We start from the raw sequence: 19021 nt of genomic DNA, 5'->3' as shown, positions 1-19021 counted from the left end.
CAGGTCGTGTGCGAAAGGTTCACGCGAGCGAGATCTCGTCCCAGCGGAAGCCGTTGAAACCGAGTCCGGACGCGTCTTTGCGCGCTCCGGTGAACTTCTTGCGGCAGGCGTCGGGGATGTTGTGCCTCCCCCACACCAGCCACGGCCCCTCGTCGTGGATCACCCGCGACAGTTCGTGCATCAGCTCGGTGTATTTCGCGCCCGTCGTGGTCATCGCCTGCGCGTACAGCGAATTGACCTTCGGGTGGTCGAAATGCTCGCCGTTGAAGCCGCCGGTGGGCAGCCAGCAGTAGGACGCGTTGTCGTAGAGGGATTGGGTGTAGTCGTAGCTGTTCTTGAGCTGCGAGCTGAAGTAGCCGGGACCGTAGAACGACGACAGGTTCTGTACCGGCTCGATGGTCAGATCGACCCCGATCGCCTTCGCGTACTCCACCATCAGCGTGGCCGTGCTCATCGCGCTCGGCTCGACCTGCCCGACCCGGTAGGTGACGCGCATGCCCTCCATTCCCGCCTGCTTCAGCAGCCATTTGGCCCGGTCCAGGTCCTGGCGCCGCTGCGGGATCGAGCCGTCCACCGCGGGGTCGATCCGCGCCCACGCGCCGATGTCGTTGCCCGGCTCGCCGAAGCCCGAGTAGAGCGTCTTCACCATCTGGTCGCGGTCCAGCATCAGCTTGAACGCCTGCCGGACCCGGTTGTCGGCGAACTGCGCGCCCTGGTCGCACCGCATGCCGGTGAACTCGAACGCCCCGGTCTCGGACACGATCAGCGCGAGATCGCTCCTCGCCCGGATCTGTGCGCTCAGGTTCGCCGGCACCCGGTCCATCCCGTCGATCTGGCCGCTGATCAACGCGTTCGTCCGCGCGGTGATCGGATCGCTGAACCCGACCAGTTCGAGCGAATCCAGGTACGGGCCGTCCTCGCGCCAGTAGTTCTCGTTGCGGACGCCGACGAATCGCTGTTCCGGCTGGAAGCTCCGGTATTTGAACGGCCCGGTCCCCACGGGGTTCTTCGGGTCGAAGCCGACCGGGACGATGCCGGTCGGCGCCTCGGCGAACCCGTCCCGAAGCTGCGAATTCGGGGATTTCAGCTCCAGCCGCACCGTCCGTTTGTCCACAGCGGACAGACCGTTCGGATCGATCGAGGCCAGCAGCCCGGCGGAGAAGCCCGGGTTCTTCGGGTCGAGGTTGCGCCGGATGGTGTGGATGACGTCGTCCGCGCCGAGCGGTTTCCCGTTGTGGAACGTGACGCCGTCGCGGACCCGGACAGTCCAGGTCTTGAAGTTTCCCGGCGCGGGCTCGAACTCCTCGGCCAGCCCCGGCTGGAGACGCCACGAGTGGTCGCGGGCCATCAGCGTGTCGGTGAGCGCCGTGGCGAGCGCGAACGACGAGTCCGAGGCTTGCGGGTCCATCGACACCGTGCCGGCGAAATCCGAGGGAGCGAACCGGAAAGTCCCGCCCCGCTTGCGCGGTCCGGTCGGCGCCGCGTCCCCGGCTTCGACCGCCGATTCGCCGGGCGGCCCGCCGGAGCACGCGGCCAGCGCCAGACCCGCCGCGCCGGCGGCGGCCGCGCCGAGCAGCCGCCGCCTCGTCATGGCAGGGACCAGGTTCTCGTGCATGTGCCCGCCTTCTCCCGGTGCCGGGACCGCGTCGTCCCGGCACCGTCTCGATGGTCGACCCGGCTGTCAGGCGAGCGAGATGTCGCTCCACTGGTAGCCGTTGAACCGGCCCGACGCGTCCTGCACGGCTCCGGTGAACTTGTTGCTGCAGACGTGGACCGTGTTCTGCCGTCCCCACGAGATCCACGGGCCGTCGTCCCAGACGAGCCGCGACACCTCGTGCATCAGCTCCTGGTACTTCTCCGGAGTCGCCGCCAGCGCCTGCACGTACAGCGAGTTGACTTTCGGGTTGTCGTAGCCGGTGTTGTTGTAGATCCCTTTGCCGGTGAAGCAGTACGCGGTGTTGGCGAACATCGTCTCGGTCGAGTCGGAGTCCACTTTGAACTGCGAGGTGTAGTAGTCCTGGCCCCCGTAGTACTGGGCCCGGTTCGCGACCACGTCCAGGTTCACCGTGACCCCGGCCGCCTTCGCGTTCTGGACGAGGACATTCGCGGATTCCACCTGGCCGGTCGCGAGCTGGCAGGTGCGCAGCGTGACGGTCATCCCGTCCTTGCCCGCGGCCTTCAGCAGGGACCGGGCCTGGTCGAGATCCTGTGCGTGCTGCGGCAGCGAGCCGTCCATCGCCGGGTCGAACTCGGCCCACACACCGGTGTCGTTGCCGACCGCGCCCTGGCCGTTCCAGGCGACCTTGACCATTTGCGGCCGGTCGACCAGCAGCTTGAACGCCTTGCGCACCCGCGGGTCCTCGAACACCGCGCCCTTGTCGCACCGCATCTCGAAGACCTGGTAGGCACCCGACTGCGAGATGAGGACGTTCAGGTTGGGGCGCGCGGAGATCTGCGGCAGCTGCGCCGGGTGCAGCCCGTCGATGCCGTCGATCTGCCCGGACAGCACCGCGTTCGTCCGCGCGGTGGTCGTGTCGGCGAACCCGATGAACTCGAGACCGTCCAGATAGGGCCGTCCCTCGCGCCAGTAGCTGCCGTTGCGGGTGCCGGTCCAGCGCTGGCCGGGGGTGAAGTTCACCTGCTTGAACGGGCCGGTGCCGACCGGGCGGTTCGGATCGAACCCCACCGGCATGATCGCCGCCTCCGACGGCGCGAACGCCCGGCGCAGCTGCGAGTTCGGGCTCGTCAGTTTCAGCCGCAGCGTGCGTTTGTCGAGTTTCTTGATCGCGTTCAGGTCGATCGCCTTCAGGAGGTTCGACGCCGAACTCGGGGTCTTGGGGTCCAGGATCCGCTGCAGGCTGAAGAGCACGTCGTCGGCGTCGAGAGTCTTCCCGTTGTGGAACTCGACGCCCTCGCGCAGCCGGATCGTCCACACCGACTGGTCGGTTCCCTCGGGTTCGAGCAGCTCCGCCAGCGCGGGCTGCACCCGGTTCTGATGGTCCGGCGCGACCAGGGAATCGAACATCGCGAAGCGCAGTTCGTAGCCGCTGTTGATCGACAGCGGATCGGCCGACGTGGTGCCTGCCGTCGAAATCGGGGCGAAGCGGAAGGTTCCGCCGCGCTTGCGGGGCCCGGTCGGCGCGGTGGCGGTCCGCACCGCCGGGGTTCCGGCGCAGCCGGCGAGCAGCAACCCGCCCGCCCCCAGCGCCCCGAGACGCAACGCCTGCCGACGGGTCAGTCCGGCGGAAAACGGTTCAGGCATGGGTTTCACCTCTCGATCGGCGACGCTCATCGCGCGGCGATGAGCTTTGTGCACCCCCCGCGACCAGGCTCGCGGTGTTTCGGCGTGCCCGGCGAACCGCTCGCGGCACCCGGTCCCCTCTTCACACCGACCGGTCGGTACTGAGAAGGTAGCCGCGCGCACCTGGGGAGTCAAGCCGGGACAGCACCCGCGATTCCGGGCTTTCCGCTGGTAGGCAGACCGCTCCGCAAGCGCGTCCTCTCCTGCTGTCTCAGGTCTGCCCGCGCCGCCGGACGATGCCGAGGGAGACCGCCAGCAGCACAGCCACCGCCACCCCGGGCACCACTGCGCCGATCCCCGCGAGGCTTCCTCCAGCGAGCGCGCCGAGGAGGTTTCCGGCGGCCCACGAGATGTTCGTCAAACCGAAGGCGAGTCCTTGCTGCAGTCCGATCCGCTGCGCCCCGGCGGAAAGCAGCGCGAACCCCGGAACGAGGAACAGCGAGATCGCCGCGACGAGCGCCACGATCACCAGTGCGGCCGGGAAAACGGCGGCCGGAACCGCCAGCAGCACAGCGAGCGCCGCGGCCAGCACCAGACCGACGCGGATCGGGGCCAAGTGACCGTGGCGGTCCGACGCGCTGCCGGCGAGCCGGGTAACCACCACCTCGGCGAACGCCGCGCACAGGAACGTCGCGCTGACCACCGCTCCGCCCGCGCCGAGACCGGCCAGCTTGAGCGGTCCGGTCACGGCGACGGTCCCGAACGCGACCCCGGCCGCGGCGACGAGCCACCCCGGCACCGCGACCTCCGGTCTGCCGACCGCCGACACCAGCTCCCGCAGCCGCTGCCGGTCGCTTCTCCCGGACGCGGGCTGCCTGCCGACACCGATCGCGAGAACGCCGAAAAGGCCGGCCAGAACGGTAAAAACCAGCTGCAGCGAGACCAGTTCGGCTGCTCCGCCGACCACCGGGCCGAGCATGCCGCCGAGGGAACCGGCGGCCAGTCCCATGCTCAGGGTCCGCGCCCGTCGCCCGGCTGGCGCGACCTCGACCAGCCACGAGAACGCGCCCGACCAGGCGAGCGTGCCGGCGACGCCCTGGACGAACCGCGTGATGTCCAGGAGCGCGAGCTGCCTGCCGTAGCCCATGCCGATGCTTCCGGCCGCGACGAGCGCCAGCGAGATCAGCACGGTGGTCCGCGCGCCGAGCCGGGCGACCAGCATCCCGGCGGGCACCGAACCGGCGATGGAGCCGGCCGCGTAGAGCGCGACGAAAAGCCCGGCCTCCGCGTGCGACATGCCGAAATCGGCCGCATAGCGCGGAATCAGCGGGGTGACGAGAGTGAGCAGCGTGGTTTCGGTGAAGACCACCGCACAGATCAGCCAGGCCAGCGGCGGAGACCTGCGCGCGTCGTCCGGGCGGTTCACCGGTGCGTCGGGTCTCACGAATGTCGCTCACCTGCCGTCCGCGAACCGCGGCGGTGCCGCGCGGCCGGATGCCGGTCCGGAAGCCGGTCGCCGTAGCCCAGCACCCGCTGCCGGAGCGTCCCCGATGCGTACTCGCGCTGGGCGAGGCCGCGGTCCTGCAGCACGGGGATGACGTGGTCGACGAAGTCAGTCAGCGAACCGGGGCGGACGTCCATGCCCACCGCGACGCCGCCGACCCCGGCCCGCTGCCAGCGCTCGAGCTGGTCGGCGATCTGCTCGGGCGTGCCCACTCCCCCGTGCCGTTCGCCGCGGGGGCGGATCAGATCGCGCAACGTCGGCGGACGGTCCGTCGGGAGCGAGCCGATGAGCGACTTGAGCACCCCGGACATGCCGCCGCTCGACGTCGCACCGGCCAGCAGCTCGGCCACCGGGGCATCGGGTTCCAGCCCGGTCAGGTCCACCCCGATCGATGTGCTGATGGCCGCGACCTTCCCGGCGAAGTCGGCGTAGCTGTCGAGATCGTCGGCTTTTCGCCGGGCCTCTTCCTCGGTGCTGCCCACGACGAAGCCGGTCGAGATGGTGAAGCAGATGTCGTCAGGTCTGCGGCCCGCTCGCGCGGCCAGCAGGCGCACGGCCGCGATGTCCTTCGCCGCCGACTCGGGATCAGGCGCGGTGATGAACTGCATTTCCGCGTGCCGGGCCGCGAATGCCCGTCCGGCGGGCGAGCCGCCCGCCTGTACCAGCAGCGGCGTCCGTTGCGGCGTGGCGTAGGTCAGGTGCGGTCCCTGGACCCGGTACCGCTCCCCCGCGTAGTCGATCGGGTGCACCTTGGCCGGATCCACGTAGACGCCCGTCGCGGCATCGGCCACCACCGCGTCTTCTTCCCAGGAGCCTTCCCACAGCCGGTAGGCGACGTCCACGTACTCGTCCGCCCACCGGTACCGCTCCTCGCGCGGCGGAAGGTCGTCCATCCCGAAGTTCCGCGCGACGTTCGGGCTGTAGGACGTCACGATGTTCCAGCCGACTCGTCCGTTCGTGAGATGGTCGAGCGTGCTCGCCTTGCGCGCGAAGGTGAACGGGTGCTCCTGAAGAATCGAACTCGTGAAGAGGAATCCGATGTGCTCGGTCGCCGCGGCCAGCGCCGGGATCGCGACCGCCGGGTCCCACAGGATCAGCCGGCCGTCGCGCACCTCTCTTTCCTGGTCGCTCGGGGTGAATCCGCCCATCCCCATCGCGTCGGCGAAGAAGAACGAGTCCAGGCGGCCGCGCTCGGCGACCCTGGCCAGTCCTGTCCAGAACTCCAGCTCCGGCACCGTCCGCGGCGGGGTCAATGCCGGGTTGCGCCACGCGCCTCCCTCGCCGTCGGTCCAGCCGAGTTCGGTGAATGCGTGAAAGGTCAGCCGACCAGCCATGCGAAGCGTGTCCCTTCCTTGTCCGCTGCCGCGCCGGTCAAGCCAGCGAGACGTTCCAGAGCCCGTATTCGTTGAGCGAACCGCCGCCCGCGCCTGCCGTGATCCCGGTGAATTTCCTGGTGAAGGCGCTGAAGACGTTCTGCCGTCCCCACACCAGCCAAGGGCCTTCGTCCTGGATGATTCGCGACACCTTCCGCAGCGGGGCGTCGTATCCCGCGCCGGTGGCCGCCAGCCCTTGTTTGAACAGGGAATCCACCTCGGGATCGGCATATCCCGCGGCGTTGTACCCCGCGTCGGAAAGCCAGTAGTACTCGGCGCCGCCGTACATCGACATGGTCGACGCGTAATCGATCTGGAGCTGCGCTTTGTAGTATTCGCCGGTGTAGAACTGGGCGTTGTCGCGGACCTGGTCGAGGGTGATCGTCACGCCGATCTTCTTCGCCTGCTCGATCAGCACCTGCGCCGTTTCGGTCATGCCCGGCAGCAGCTCCGCCACCCGCAGCGGGACGGTCATCCCCTCCTTTCCCGCTTCCCGCAGCAGGGCACGCGCCTGGTCGAGGTTCTGCGCCGGCGGCGGCAGGCCCGGATCGCAGGCCGAATCCCATTGCGGGAACACCCCCACGTCGTTGCCGATCGCTCCGTGTCCGGAGTAGATGGTGTTCACCAGCTGCTGCCGGTCCAGCATCAGCTTGAACGCCTTGCGCACCCGCGGGTCCTCGAACAGCTGTCCCTTGCGGCAGTTCATCGAGACGAACTGGACCGACCCGGTCTGCGACTCGACCACCACCAGGTCCTTGCGCTGTTTCAGCCGCGGCAGCTGCGAGATCAGCACGGTGTCGATCGCGTCCACCTGACCGCTCAGCATCGCGTTGACCGCGGCCACCGGGCTGGAAAGCCCGATCAGCTCGACCCGGTCCAGGTACGGCGCGGAATCCGGCCGCCAGTAGTGCGGATTCCGGGTGCCCGCCCACTGCTGGTGCGGGATGAAGCTCTCCTGCCGGAACGCGCCGGTCCCGACGGGGTTGCGCGGGTCGAAGCCGACCGGGACGACTCCGCAAAAGCTGGTGAATCCGTCCGGCAGCTGGGAATTCGGGTACTTGAGCTTCAGCCGGACCGTGCGCTTGTCGAGTTTCTTCAGGCCGGCCGGGTCGATCGCGCCCAGCAGCGCGGCCGCCGCGGCGCCGAGCTTCGGGTCGAGGATCCGGTTGATGGTGAACATGACGTCGTCCGCGCCCAGCGTCTTGCCGTTGTGGAATTCGACGCCGTCGCGGACGCGGATCGTCCACGTCGAGGCGTCCTTGGGGTCGGGCGCGAATTCCTCGGCCAGCTCCAGCTGGAGACGCTGGTTCGCGTCCCACTTCACCAGCTGGTCGTAGCACGGGAAACTCGATCCGCCGCCCAGCAGTTCCGGGTCCGCTCCGGTCGCTTCGTTGAACGACGCGCTGGCGAAGCGGAAAGTGCCGCCCCGTTTGCGCGGCCCGCTCGGCACCCCTGACGCCGCGGAATCCGCCTCCGGCGCGCCGCCGGAGCACCCGGCCAGCACGACCGCCGACGCCGCCATCCCGCCGAGAAAGCCGCGACGGCTGAGTCTCGCCGAAACACCTCTTTGCATGAAATCCCGCTTTCCGCGGCGCGCACGCCGATAGTCGCGATCAGTCCAGATCCAGCGCCGGAGTGTCCTTCAACAGAGCTTGCGTGTACGCGTGCTGCGGCGAGTCCAGCACCTGGTCGACCGCGCCCTCCTCCACGATGACCCCGGTATCGAGAACCGCGACCCGGTCCGCGATCGCCCGGACGACCGCCAGGTTGTGCGTCACGAACAGCAACGTCAGGTTCTTCTCCGCGCACAGCCGTTCGATCAGCAGCAAGATCGACGCCTGGACCGAAACGTCGAGCGCGGACGTGATCTCGTCGCAGACCAGCAGGCTCGGATCAGTCGCGAGGGCGCGCGCGATGGTCACCCGCTGCCGTTCGCCGCCGGAGAGCTCGGACGGACGCCTCGTCGCCAGCCGCGGGTTGAGCGCGACGTCGTCGAGCAAGGCGTCCACCCGCTCGTCCAGCTCGGCCGAACCGGCGACCGAACCGAGCGTGATCAGCGGTTCGGCGATCGAGTCCCGGACGGACCGGCGCGGGTTCAGCGCCTCGGACGCGTTCTGGAAGATGTACTGCACCGTCCGGCGTTCCTCGCGAGACCGGTTCCGGGCGCCGAACCGCAACGGGCTCCCGCCGACGGTCATCGCCCCGGTCGCCTCTTCGTGCAGTCCCGCGATGCACCGGCCCAGCGTCGTCTTGCCGGAACCCGATTCGCCGACCAGCGCGGTCACCAAGCCGCGCGGCACGTCCAGGCCGATGTCCTTCAGCACCTGGTAGCCGGAGTACGAAGCGGTCAGCTCGCGCACCGACAGGAAGCCCTGACCGGCTTCCGCAGGAGCGCTTACGCGCGCGGCGAGGGCTGCGTTGGCGGGCGGCGAACTGCGCACGACCTCGGTCCGGCGGCACATCGCGACGTGGCCGGATTCGAGTGCCACCGGCTGGATCTCGCCGGTCCGGCACTCCGGTTCCGCCAGGTCGCAGCGGGCCGCGAAAACGCACCCGTCGGGCCGTTCGTCCAGCGGGGCCACCCTGCCGCGCACTGAACTCAGCACGCGCCGCCGGTGCGGATCGGGGATGACCTGGATCAGCCCGCGGCTGTAGGGATGCCCGGCGGCGCGGACGATCGCATCGGCCGGTCCCGCCTCGACGAGCCGTCCGTAGTACATCACCCCGATCCGGTCGGCCAGTCCGCCGACGACCGCCAGGTCGTGGCTGACGTAGATCCCGGCGGTGCGGTGCCGTTCGCACAGCTCCCGCACCATCCGCAGCACGTGCGCCTGGGTCGTGACGTCGAGGCCGGTGGTCGGCTCGTCCAGCACGACGACCTTCGGATTGCAGATGAAGCCCATCGCGATCACGATCCGCTGCTGCTGCCCGCCGGAGATCTCGTGCGGATAGCGCCGCAGGAATTCCTTAGTGGACGGAAGGCGCACGTCTTCGAGGATGCGCTCGATCCGTTCCCGTTGCTCCGCCTTGGAATCGACCCCGTGCACGGCCAGCGTTTCCGCCAGTTGCGCACCGAGGCGGCGGCACGGGTTGAGCGAGGAGAACGGGTCCTGCGGCACGTAGGAGATCAGCTCGCCGCGCCGTTTGCGCAGCGCCGGGCCGCGCAGCGACAGGACGTCGACCCCGTCGACCACGACGGAACCGCCGGTGATGCGGGTGCCGGGCCGCGCGTAGCCGAGCAGCGCCGAGCCGACCGTCGTCTTCCCGGACCCGGATTCGCCGATGACGCCGAGGATCTGGCCGGGCCGGAGGCTGAACCCGATGTCCCGCACCACGTTCACGTCCCGGTCCGCGAGATCCACCCGCAGGTCCGCGACCTCGATCGCCTGTTTCACCGTCTCCGCGACCGCCGTCATGCCGACTGCCCTCGCCGTCCGCTGAGGCCGGCGGCCTGCCCGAACGCGTCGGTCAGCAGGTTCGCCCCGACGGTGATGACCGCGATGGCAGCGACCGGCAGCAGCACCGGCAGCGGGTTGGACAGAAGCATGGACTGGTTTTCGCTGATCATCATTCCCCAATCGACCGAGGGCGGCTGGCGGCCGAAGCCGAGGTAGGCGAGCGACGAGATGATGCCGATCGACCACGTGACCCGGATGCCGAACTGCACGGTGAGCGGCGCGACGATGCTCGGCAGGATCTCCCGGACGAGGATCCGCCGCCGCGGCACGCCGATCATTTCGGCGTACTGGACGAATCCGCGCCCGATCACCGCCAGCGAACCGCTTTCGACCACGCGCGCCACATACGGGATGTGCGAGATCGCGATGGTCACGACGATGATCCACCAGTTGACGCCGATGATGGACAGGAACAGCAGTGCCAGCAGCAGCGACGGGAACGACAGCACGATGTCGAGGATCCGCATGATGACCTGGCCGAGGACACCGCGGCGGTAGCCCGCGATGAGGCCGAGCACCACTCCGGCCCCGACGCCGACCGCGGTCGCGAGCAGTGCCAGCGCGAGGATCACGTTGCCGCCGTTGAGAAATCGGCTCAGCACGTCCCGGCCCAGCCCGTCCGCACCGAGGACCGTCCCGTCGCCGGGCAGCGCATACGGCGCGCTGATGAGTTCCGAAGCGGAGTGCGGGCTGAAGAACGGCCCCAGGAATGCGACCGCCGCGACGAGAACCACCAGGGCGAGGCCGATCCGTCCTTCGGTGCGGCGCAACGCGGCTCGCACGAGCAGGCCGAATCCGCCGCGTTGTTTGTGCCTGGTGCGCTCGCCGACCGCGGCTTCGGCCGTTTCGACGTCCGTCATCGTGCCCCCTTGCGAAGGGTCGGTGTCATCGCGACAGTTCCGAGGTCCGCGACGCTGTTCAAAATCACGTAGACCGCGGCGAGCATCAGCGCCAGTGCTTGGACCACCGGCAGGTCGCGGCTCTGGATCCCTTGCACGAAAGCGAATCCGATGCCCGGGAACTGGAACACGGTCTCCACCACCACGATCCCGCCCGCGAGATACGCCAGGGTCTGCGCGCTGACCTGGAACACCGGACCGGCGATCGCGGGCAGCGCGTGCTTGACGATGACCTGCCGTTCGGGCACGCCCTTCAACCGCGCCATCGCCACGTAGTCGCTTTCGAGCGCCTCGAGCATGCAGGCGCGCACTGTGCGGGCGATGTACGGCAGGCTGACGATGACCAGCGTCAGCACCGGCAGCACGAACGCGCTGGCTTGGGACAAGAGCGGCTGGTCCGGATCGATCAGCGACACCGCCGGCAGCACGTGCAGCACGTTCGTCGCGAAGAGAGCGACGAACAACAGGCAGAACACGAACTCGGGGATCGCCACGATCACCAGCATCACGACACTCGCGGTGTGGTCCGCCGCGCGGTCCCGGCGGATCGCGGTCAGGATGCCGAGCGCGGTCGCCAGCGGGAGCGCGATGACCCCGGTGACGACCAGCAGGACGAGCGTGTTGGCCACCCGGTCGCCGATCAGCGCGCCGACGCTCATGTTGGTGGCCAGGGAGTTGCCGAGGTGCCCGTGCACCAGATCGGTGAGCCACAGCCAGTATTGCGCGACGAGCGGCTGGTCGAGGTGCATCCGGGCGCGGAGGCTTTCGAGCGCCGCGGGGGTGGCCTGCTTGCCGAGCTGGACGAGCGCGGCGTCGCCGGGAAGCGCCTGGGTGGCGGCGAAGACGACTATCGAGATGATCACGAGGGTGAGCAGCGCGAAAAGCACTCGCGCCGCCAGCATTCGCTTCATCGGCGGGTCCTTCCCATGGTGGGGACGTCCGGCGCAGCTGCGGCGGGACGGGAAACCGGCGGCCGGGAATCGCGGCGAGGCACTACATACGTACCAGTTGGTTTGAACGAAGCTACTGGGCGTTTCCGCAGGTGTCAACGCTTCGGGGAGCCCGGCCGCCGACCCGTTACGCGCTCGTGTTCCTGGCTTCCGGGATCGCTGCGACCGCGTCGACGACGACCCGGGCCGCACCGTCCAAACAGGTCACTTGGGTGATGCGCGGCGGATACGGGCCCGGTGCGAGCCGCTCGTTCAACGCGGTCCAGAACTCGGCCCGGTCGTTGTCGGAGACGAGGTAGCAGTTGAGCTTCACGAGATCCGCGAGCGTGCATCCGGCCTCCGCCAGCGCGGCGGACAGCCGGTCGAGGCAGATCCCGGTCTCCTCGGCCAGCGTCGTCGCCTCGGGCAGCCGGTCGCCCGTCGCCCAGTCCAGAGCGGCGGCTTCGGCGAACACGAGACCGCCCGCCGTCACGCCCATCGAACGACCCAACCGGTCGCTGTCGAAGAAGCCGGGGTTCACCGCGGCCCGTCCGCCCGGCGGTTTGACCGCCACCACTTCGATCTCGACCCGGCAGTCCCCGGCCAGCCCGGCGACGATCGTCAGGCACTTCGGGTAGGGGCCTGGCGCGAAGACCTCCTTGAACGCTTCGCGGAACTCCGCGCGGTACCGGTCGTCGGAGAGGTAACAGTTCACCTTCACGATGTCCGCGAGAGTGCCGTTGGCCTGTTCCAGCGTCTTGAGGATCCCGGCAAGGCAGATCCGCAGTTCGTCGGCGATGGTGACCGCCTCGGGCTGCCGGGTAAGCGTGGTCAGGTCCAGCGCCATCCCGCCGAGGAAGACCAGATCCCCGATCACCGCCGCGCCGCCGAGACCGAACTTGCGCCGCAACTCCGGGTCACTGCCGGGGTAGGTGAGAAAAGCAGTCACCGTCGGTCCTTTCCTTCGCCCGCCGGGAGTACGGCGATCGCGTCCACCTGCACCCGGCAGTCGCTCACCAGGTCCATGCGCACCATCGCGCGCGACGGATACGGCCCTGGCGCGAGGAGATCGCGCCACGCCGCCGCGAAGTCGAGCCGGTGTTCCTCCTCGCTGACGAAGCACGTCACCTTCGCCAGGTCCCGCAGCGTGCAGCCGGCTTCGGCGAGCGTCCGTTCGATCCGTTGGAGAATCACGCGGGTCTCGTCCTTGATGGTGTCCGCTTCGGACACTCGCTTCATCGTGGCGACGTCGATGGCCGACGCCGCGGTGAAAACCATGTTCCCGGCAACAGTTCCCGCCGCTATTCCGGCGGCGTTGGTGCTGAGCAGCTGTCGCATTGCTCGCCTCTCAGTCGGTGGTCAGGCGTTCGGGGTGACGTTGCGGAGCCCTTCGGACGATGCGATCGCCCTGGCCAGCTCCACGAGCGCGATTCCCTGGGTGCGGGCCGATCCGGCCGTATCCGCGGTGAGGGTCTGGTCCGGGGTGTAGCTGTCGGCGTTCAGGTACAAGCCGGGCGAAACTACGTGCGCGGCGAAGAAATCCACCAGCACTCCGCGCATCGCCTGCAAGCCCAGGAAGTGGTGGTCGCTGCCTGCCGTCGCGACGATCGCGACGGCACGAGCGGTGAGTGGTGCCTCCTCGGTGCCGTATTCGCCCCGCGGCGTGACGTCCAGGAGTGCTTTGAACGGCGACGCGTACGACGCGCGATACATCGGTGCGCCGAAGACGAAGGCATCCGCGTCCGCCATCCGCGCCACGACTTCAGCCGGGTCTTTGTGTTCTGCCAACTGGACCAGCTCGGTGCCGGCTCCGACGCTCGCCGCGCCGTCCAGTACTGCCCGCAGCGCTGCCGCGGTCCGCCCGCCGACGCTCGGCGAGCAGCTGACCGCCATCACCTTCATCTGGTTCACCACCGCGACAGGACGAGCTTGTGGTCGGTGTAGAAGTCCAGCGGCCCGTCGCCACAGATGTGCAGGTCGCCGTAGAACGACGAACCGGCGCCGCCCATGGTGAAGTTCATCGGCGGGGCCGGGAACGTGTTGATGCCGACGTTGCCCGCCGTCGAGCGCTGCTCGAACTCCCGGGCGATGGAGCCCGACCGGGTGTAGACAGTCGCGGCGTTGCCGAACTCGGTGTCGTTCGCCAGCTCCACCGCGTCCTCGAACGAGGCGGACCGGTGGATGTTGACGATCGGGCCGAAGGTCTCGTCGCGGTCGACGGGAGAACCCGGCTCGACGTCCACGAGCACCGTAGGGCCGAGGAAGTACCCGTCCGGCGTGCCGCTGACCGGCCGCACGCCCCGGCCGTCCAAAACCGCCTTCGCTCCCCCGCTGATCGCCGCGTCCACTGTCGCTTCGAGACGTTGCTTGCTCTGTGCGCTCACCACCGGCCCCATCGTCGTGCGCGGATCGAGACCGCTGCCGACAACGAGTTCCGACGCCCGCGCGACGACCATCTCCACCAGCGAGTCGTAAACGCTCTCGGCGGCGATGACGCGCGTATCGGCGAGACAGCGCTGCCCAGCCATCCCGAAGACCGACGAGACGATGCCTGCCGCCGCCCGTTCCAGGTCGGCATCCTCGGCCACCACGATCGGGTTCTTGGCGCCGCCGTTCGCCTGGACCCGTTTGCCCTCGGCCGCGGCGGCCGCGTAGATGGACCGCGCCGTCGGCGTCGAGGTGATGCAGGAGACCGCGGCGACCTCGGGGCTGGCGATGAGCCGCTTGACCGCGTCGGCGCGCCCGTGCACCAGGTTCAGCACCCCCGGCGGCAGCTCGGCCTCTTCGAGGATCTTGATCAGGTGCGTCGACGCGTACGGGTCCTGTTCGGACACTTTGAGCACAAGCGTGTTGCCGCACACGAGCGCCCAGGCGGCGAACTGCCCGGGGTTCATCACCGGGAAGTTGGACGGGGTGACCGCGGCGCACACGCCGAGCGGGACTCGCACGCGGCGGGCGTCGAGGCCGGCCGCGACATTTCCGCTGGCCGATTGGTAGATCATCGGTGCCGCCGCGGCGCATTCGATCGCGTCCACGAGCCGGGTGACCTCGCCGCGCGCCTCGTCCAGCGTCTTGCCCTGGTCGAGCGAGACGGTCTCGGCGAGCGCCTCGGCATCGCGCTGCACCAACGCCTTGAACCGGTTGACGTAGGCGACCCGGCGGCTCAGCGACAGCGCCGACCACGGGCCGAACGCGTCCGCCGCGGCCTGGACCGCGTCGTCCACATCGGACTCGCTGGCCGCTGCGACCTCGCCGAGCCGCGCGCCGGTCGCCGGATCGAAGACGGCGATGGCTTCGGCGCCGTTTCCGGTGCGCCACTGCCCGCCGACGAACTGGCGCGGCTCCGGACGCTGTGCTGTTGCAGAACCCATAGTGACCTCGTTCTCGTTGCCTTGGCCGGTCAATGAACCAACCGGTTGGTAGTCAGATCTCCCGACGGCTTTCCTGGACAGCGGCGGCGCCCAGGCCGTCGACGACGAGGCTGCCGAACGCCTCGCCGACTTCCCGCGGTGTCACCGCCCCCTGCGGATCGAGCCAGTGGTACGCCCAGGCCCCGATGCCGATCACCGCGAACGCCAGCAGTTTCGGCGGCACCGGCGCGGCGAAGTCGCCGTTCGCGATGCCCTTTTCGAGCACCTCGGTGACCAGCCGTTCGAACTCCGTCCGCTTGCGCCGGATCTCCGCGAACGTCCGGCCGGACAGGAACCGGTACTCCTGCATGAAGATGGCGATTTCCGCCCGGTAGACGCTGATCGGCTCGATCAGCACCTCGACCATGACGCGGCGCAGCAGCTCGTCCGGCGGGCCGCCGCTGGCGACGACGCCGCGCAGGAGGTCGAGCTGGTGGTCCACGAAATGGTCGTGGATCTCGTGCAGGACGTCCTCTTTGGTGTCGAAGTGGTGGTAGAACGCGCCTTTCGTCAACCCGGCCCCGGCCACGATCTCCTGGACGGACGTCGCGTGGTAGCCGTGTTCCTCGAACAGCCGCACCGCGCTGTCGAGCAGGAGCTGGCGCGTGCCGTCCGGATCGCGCACCGGAGGCGTCTTCTTGCGGGCTCGGGCGGGCATCGGGCAGCTCCGTTCAGCGCGCCGCGGCGCCGGACTCAAGGTGCTCGCCGGTGAAGAATTTCCGGCGGGCATAGGCCAGAGCGTGCGAACCGTCGTCAGCGGAGCCCTCGACGACCGCGCCGACGAAAATGATGTGATCGCCCGCCGGAACGGCCTGTTCGACCCGGCACACCACGTGCGCGGCGGCCGCGTCGAGCAGGATCGGCCCGCCGCCGGCCGCCGGGAGCGTCCATCGCTGGTCCTCGAACTTGCGGTCGGATTTGGTCGCGAAGCGCATCGCCACCGGTTCGCATCCGGTGCCGAGGTAGTTGATGGTGAAGGCGTTGGTTTCTTTGATCGCCGCCAGGGTGTTCGAGCCGCGGTCGATGCACGCCAGTGCGAGCGACGGTTCCAGCGAGACCGAACAGACCGCCGAAACGGTCAGGCCGTAGGGCTGTCCGTCCGCGCCCATCGCGGTGACCACGGCCGCTGGCCCTGGCGCGGCCGCCATAATCGTTTTGAACGTCGTCAGGTCGATCATTTCGCTCCTCGCCGATCCGGCGGGCCCGTTCAGCCCACGTGCGCGATGACGGTCTTGAGTTCGGTGTAAACGTCTTCCATTGGGTACCGGCCCTGGGTGCGGCCGAGGCCGCTGAGCTTCCCCGCGCGACCGCCGTACGGCAGGTGCACCTCGGCGCTGGACGTGCTCGTGTTGACGTTCACCGTCCCGGCCGGGGCCTTCTCGGCGAACCGGAGGCCCCTGGCCAAGTCCTTGGTGTACACAGCCGCGGACAGCCCGTATGGCGAGGCCTGCATGATCTGCAGCGCTTCGGTTTCCGAGCTGATCCGCTGCAGCGGGGCCACCGGTCCGAATGTCTCCTCAACCGCGACTGCCATCGACTCGGTCACGTCGGCGAGAACCGTGGGCTGCCAGTACAGGTCGGTCGGGAATCCCGCCGCCCGCTCGCCGCCGAGCAGCACCTTCGCGCCGTCGGCGACCGCGGAACGCACGTGCTGGTCGATCTTTCCGGCGAGGACGGCGTTGTTCACCGGACCCATCGTCGTGTCCTCGGCGAACGGATCGCCCAGCTTGATCTCCCGGCGCACGGCCGCGGTGAAGGCTTCGGCGAATTCGTCGTAGATCGCCTCGTGGACCAGGAACCGTCCAGCCGCGATGCAGTTCTGCCCGGCGCAGTAGTAGGTCGAGGACACCGAGCCGGGGATCGCGAGGGCTAGGTCGGCGTCGTCGAGCAGCACAGTCGGGCCGTTGCCGCCGAGTTCGATCAGCTGTGCCTTGCCCGCCGCGCGCTGCGCGACCCGGAGGCCGGTCGGCACGGAGCCGGTGAACGCCACCACCTGCACGTCCGGATGCCCGCTCAGCGCGTCGCCGACGACCGCGCCCTGCCCGGTCACCAGGTTGAACACGCCCTCGGGCAACCCGGCGTCGATCAGGCACCGGGCGAACTCATAGCACGTCAGCGTCGTGGTCGGCGCGGGCAGTGCCACGACGGTGTTCCCGGACGCGAGAGCCGGGGCGACCTGGCCCGCCATGGTGCCGAGCGGGAAGTTCCACGGCCCGATCGCGGCCACGACTCCCCTCGGCACGCGAGAGATGAGCACTCGTTTCGCGGTGTCGGCGAGCGGCGGGAGAATTCCGTCGAGGCGCTTGGCGCATTCAATGGCGCTCTGGAAATACTCGATCGTCTCGTCGACCTCGCCGAGCGCCTCGACGCGGTAAGGCTTGCCCTGCTCAGAGGCCAGCAGCCGGCCGAGGTCTTCGCGGCGCTCGGAAATCACTACGATCGCGCGCTCCAGGAACTTGATGCGCTCGAAGACCGACGTCGCCGCCCATGCCTCGAACGCGTCCCCGGCGGCCGCGACCGCGGTCTCGACATCCGCCGGGGCGCCAAGCGCGAAGCTGCCGAGGAGTTCGCCGGTAGCCGGGCTGACGGCGTCCTGCCGTTCGGCCCCGGCCGACTCGACCGGCCTGCCGCCGATGATCGGTCCGGCGTGGACGGAAATCGCTGTCGCGGTCATGCGCGGCCCTCCGGCCGGACCGCGGTGGCGTCAAGGTGGACGCGGTGTTCGCCGGGGATGCCGACGACCTGGGTGATGCGCACCAGCCGAACGTCCAGCGAGGCGAACCGCGCGTCCCAGGTCTGCCAGAACTCGCCCCGGTAGCCGTCGTCGGAGAGGTAGCAGTTCACCTTCACGAGATCGCCGAGGCCGCACCCCAGCTGTCCCAACGTCTTCTCCAGTTCGTCGAGACACTTCGCGGTCTCGTCGGCGACGGTCCCGGCGCTTGCCGCGGAAGCGGTCGCGAAGACGAGCCCGCCGGCGAGCACTGCCGCCGAGCCGTCGCTGTCGAGGAAAGCAGTCATGATGCGTCCTTGAGTTCGGCGGCCGCCTTGCGCACCGCGGGGAGGACCTCGTCGGCCAGCAGCCGCAGAGTCGTCTCCAGTTGGTCGTCGGAGACCCGGCCGAGCGCCAGCGACCAGTGCTCGATGCCGTAGTCGCGGTGCATCCGGATCATCCGTTCGGCCACCGTGTCCGGCGAGCCCACGAGGAGGTAGTCGCGGTCCATCATCAGGTCGAACGGCTTCATCGACTCGAACGCCGGATCGCTCGGATCCTCGTCCTCCTCCAGCCACTCCCCCAGTCCGCGCACCCGTTTGATCAGGTTGAACCGGACCGCGACCTGCTCTTCCATCATTTCGCGGGCCTCCGCGTCCGTGGCTGCTACGCAGGTGTCGCGCACCAGCACGCAGGGACCAGGCATGTAGGAGGGCGGGCCGCCGTGCTGTGCGGCGACCTCGGCGTAGGCCGCGCCCAGTTTCTGCGCGCGCCGGGGAGTCGAATGCGAGGTGATGATTCCCAGCCCCTGCCGTGCCGCGGACCGGAAGCCTTCGAGTCCTTGCGACACCGCGTAAAGCGGCGGCGTCGGCGACTGCACCGGCTGCGGGAGCACGGCCAGCCCGGCCAGATAGCCGTCACTGTCGTGATAGGACTCGTACGCCTTGGCCGGCCATTTCATCTTCGGCCGCGGGATCTGGTAGCGCTCCGACTGCCAGCTGAACGGATCCTCCGTCCACGCCGCCCGGACCATGGCCAGGTGCTCGTCGAAGATCGCCCGGGACCGCGCTTCGTCGGCCCGGTCGGCATCCGGATTCAGGTTCACGATCTCCCCGGCGAGAATGCCGCGCGAGAACGCGACATCGACCCGGCCTCCGCTGAAGTGGTCGAGCATCGCGAGGTCCTCGGCCAGCCGGATCGGGTGCCACAGCGGCAGCGTCACCGCCGCCATCCCGAGCCGGATCCGCGACGTCCGGGCGGCCAGGTCCGCGCACAGCAGCACCGGGTTGGGCAACTGGTCGGTGCCCTCGGCGTCGAAATGGTGCTCGCCGAGCCACATCCCGTCGAAACCCAGTTCGTCGGCGAGCACGACCCGGCGGCGGACCTCGTCCAGCAAATCCGACCACGCGCGTCCCCGCCCCTGATTCGCGAGCACGTAGAACACGTCAAACCGCATACCGACCATCCCTCACTGCCACGGTGTTGGGTTCATTCCCC

17 protein-coding genes are annotated in these 19021 nt (G+C 69.1%); all 17 read right to left on the bottom strand.

Annotated features, from left to right (window positions below; all coding sequences use genetic code 11):
- Positions 1 to 19: 19 nt before the first annotated feature.
- Positions 20 to 1615, bottom strand: coding sequence for an ABC transporter substrate-binding protein (locus ACFSVL_RS32060; protein WP_378309436.1), 1596 nt, complete (start codon positions 1613 to 1615; stop codon positions 20 to 22).
- A 66-nt stretch (positions 1616 to 1681) separates the two neighbouring features.
- A complete protein-coding gene (locus ACFSVL_RS32055; protein WP_378309434.1) occupies positions 1682 to 3262 on the bottom strand; it encodes an ABC transporter substrate-binding protein in 1581 nt (526 codons plus the stop codon).
- 250 nt (positions 3263 to 3512) lie between these two features.
- Complete coding sequence (locus ACFSVL_RS32050) at positions 3513 to 4685, bottom strand: MFS transporter (RefSeq protein WP_378309432.1); 1173 nt, start codon at positions 4683 to 4685, stop codon at positions 3513 to 3515.
- Complete coding sequence (locus ACFSVL_RS32045; protein ID WP_378309429.1) at positions 4682 to 6079, bottom strand: NtaA/DmoA family FMN-dependent monooxygenase; 1398 nt, start codon at positions 6077 to 6079, stop codon at positions 4682 to 4684. The genes ACFSVL_RS32050 and ACFSVL_RS32045 overlap by 4 nt, the downstream gene beginning before the upstream one ends.
- Positions 6080 to 6116: 37 nt before the next feature.
- Complete coding sequence (locus tag ACFSVL_RS32040; RefSeq protein ID WP_378309427.1) at positions 6117 to 7691, bottom strand: ABC transporter substrate-binding protein; 1575 nt, start codon at positions 7689 to 7691, stop codon at positions 6117 to 6119.
- Between the two features lie 40 nt (positions 7692 to 7731).
- Positions 7732 to 9534, bottom strand: a complete 1803-nt coding sequence (locus ACFSVL_RS32035; RefSeq protein ID WP_378309425.1) for an ABC transporter ATP-binding protein — start codon at positions 9532 to 9534, stop codon at positions 7732 to 7734.
- Positions 9531 to 10436: an ABC transporter permease gene (locus ACFSVL_RS32030; protein WP_354741914.1), complete on the bottom strand. Its 906-nt coding sequence runs from the start codon at positions 10434 to 10436 to the stop codon at positions 9531 to 9533. Before ACFSVL_RS32030 ends, ACFSVL_RS32035 begins: the two co-directional genes overlap by 4 nt.
- Positions 10433 to 11386 carry an ABC transporter permease gene (locus ACFSVL_RS32025; RefSeq protein WP_378309423.1) on the bottom strand — a complete coding sequence of 318 codons (954 nt, stop codon included), beginning with the start codon at positions 11384 to 11386 and terminating at the stop codon, positions 10433 to 10435. Before ACFSVL_RS32025 ends, ACFSVL_RS32030 begins: the two co-directional genes overlap by 4 nt.
- 166 nt (positions 11387 to 11552) lie before the next feature.
- Positions 11553 to 12353, bottom strand: a complete 801-nt coding sequence (locus ACFSVL_RS32020) for a RidA family protein (protein ID WP_378309421.1) — start codon at positions 12351 to 12353, stop codon at positions 11553 to 11555.
- Positions 12350 to 12742, bottom strand: coding sequence for a RidA family protein (locus ACFSVL_RS32015; RefSeq protein ID WP_378309419.1), 393 nt, complete (start codon positions 12740 to 12742; stop codon positions 12350 to 12352). Before ACFSVL_RS32015 ends, ACFSVL_RS32020 begins: the two co-directional genes overlap by 4 nt.
- Positions 12743 to 12763: 21 nt before the next feature.
- On the bottom strand, positions 12764 to 13306 hold the full coding sequence (locus tag ACFSVL_RS32010; protein ID WP_378310103.1) for a flavodoxin family protein: 543 nt from the start codon (positions 13304 to 13306) through the stop codon (positions 12764 to 12766).
- Positions 13307 to 13311: 5 nt separating this feature from the next.
- The gene (locus ACFSVL_RS32005) at positions 13312 to 14775 is read right to left on the bottom strand and encodes an aldehyde dehydrogenase family protein (protein WP_378309417.1); all 1464 of its coding nucleotides are present in this window, start codon (positions 14773 to 14775) and stop codon (positions 13312 to 13314) included.
- Between the two features lie 52 nt (positions 14776 to 14827).
- Positions 14828 to 15472: a TetR/AcrR family transcriptional regulator gene (locus tag ACFSVL_RS32000; protein WP_378309415.1), complete on the bottom strand. Its 645-nt coding sequence runs from the start codon at positions 15470 to 15472 to the stop codon at positions 14828 to 14830.
- A gap of 13 nt (positions 15473 to 15485) precedes the next feature.
- Positions 15486 to 15992, bottom strand: a complete 507-nt coding sequence (locus ACFSVL_RS31995) for a flavin reductase family protein (protein WP_378309413.1) — start codon at positions 15990 to 15992, stop codon at positions 15486 to 15488.
- Positions 15993 to 16021: 29 nt separating this feature from the next.
- Positions 16022 to 17488, bottom strand: coding sequence for an aldehyde dehydrogenase family protein (locus tag ACFSVL_RS31990; RefSeq protein WP_378309411.1), 1467 nt, complete (start codon positions 17486 to 17488; stop codon positions 16022 to 16024).
- Positions 17485 to 17832: a RidA family protein gene (locus tag ACFSVL_RS31985; protein WP_378309409.1), complete on the bottom strand. Its 348-nt coding sequence runs from the start codon at positions 17830 to 17832 to the stop codon at positions 17485 to 17487. Before ACFSVL_RS31985 ends, ACFSVL_RS31990 begins: the two co-directional genes overlap by 4 nt.
- Positions 17829 to 18980, bottom strand: a complete 1152-nt coding sequence (locus ACFSVL_RS31980) for an LLM class flavin-dependent oxidoreductase (protein ID WP_378309408.1) — start codon at positions 18978 to 18980, stop codon at positions 17829 to 17831. Before ACFSVL_RS31980 ends, ACFSVL_RS31985 begins: the two co-directional genes overlap by 4 nt.
- Between the last annotated feature and the right edge of the window lie 41 nt (positions 18981 to 19021).

The sequence above is a fragment of the Amycolatopsis silviterrae genome (genome assembly GCF_042684085.1).
GTDB lineage: Bacteria > Actinomycetota > Actinomycetes > Mycobacteriales > Pseudonocardiaceae > Amycolatopsis > Amycolatopsis silviterrae.
The sequence above is the reverse complement of the archived record's forward strand: the minus strand, read 5'-3'. Positions and strand labels throughout refer to the sequence as shown.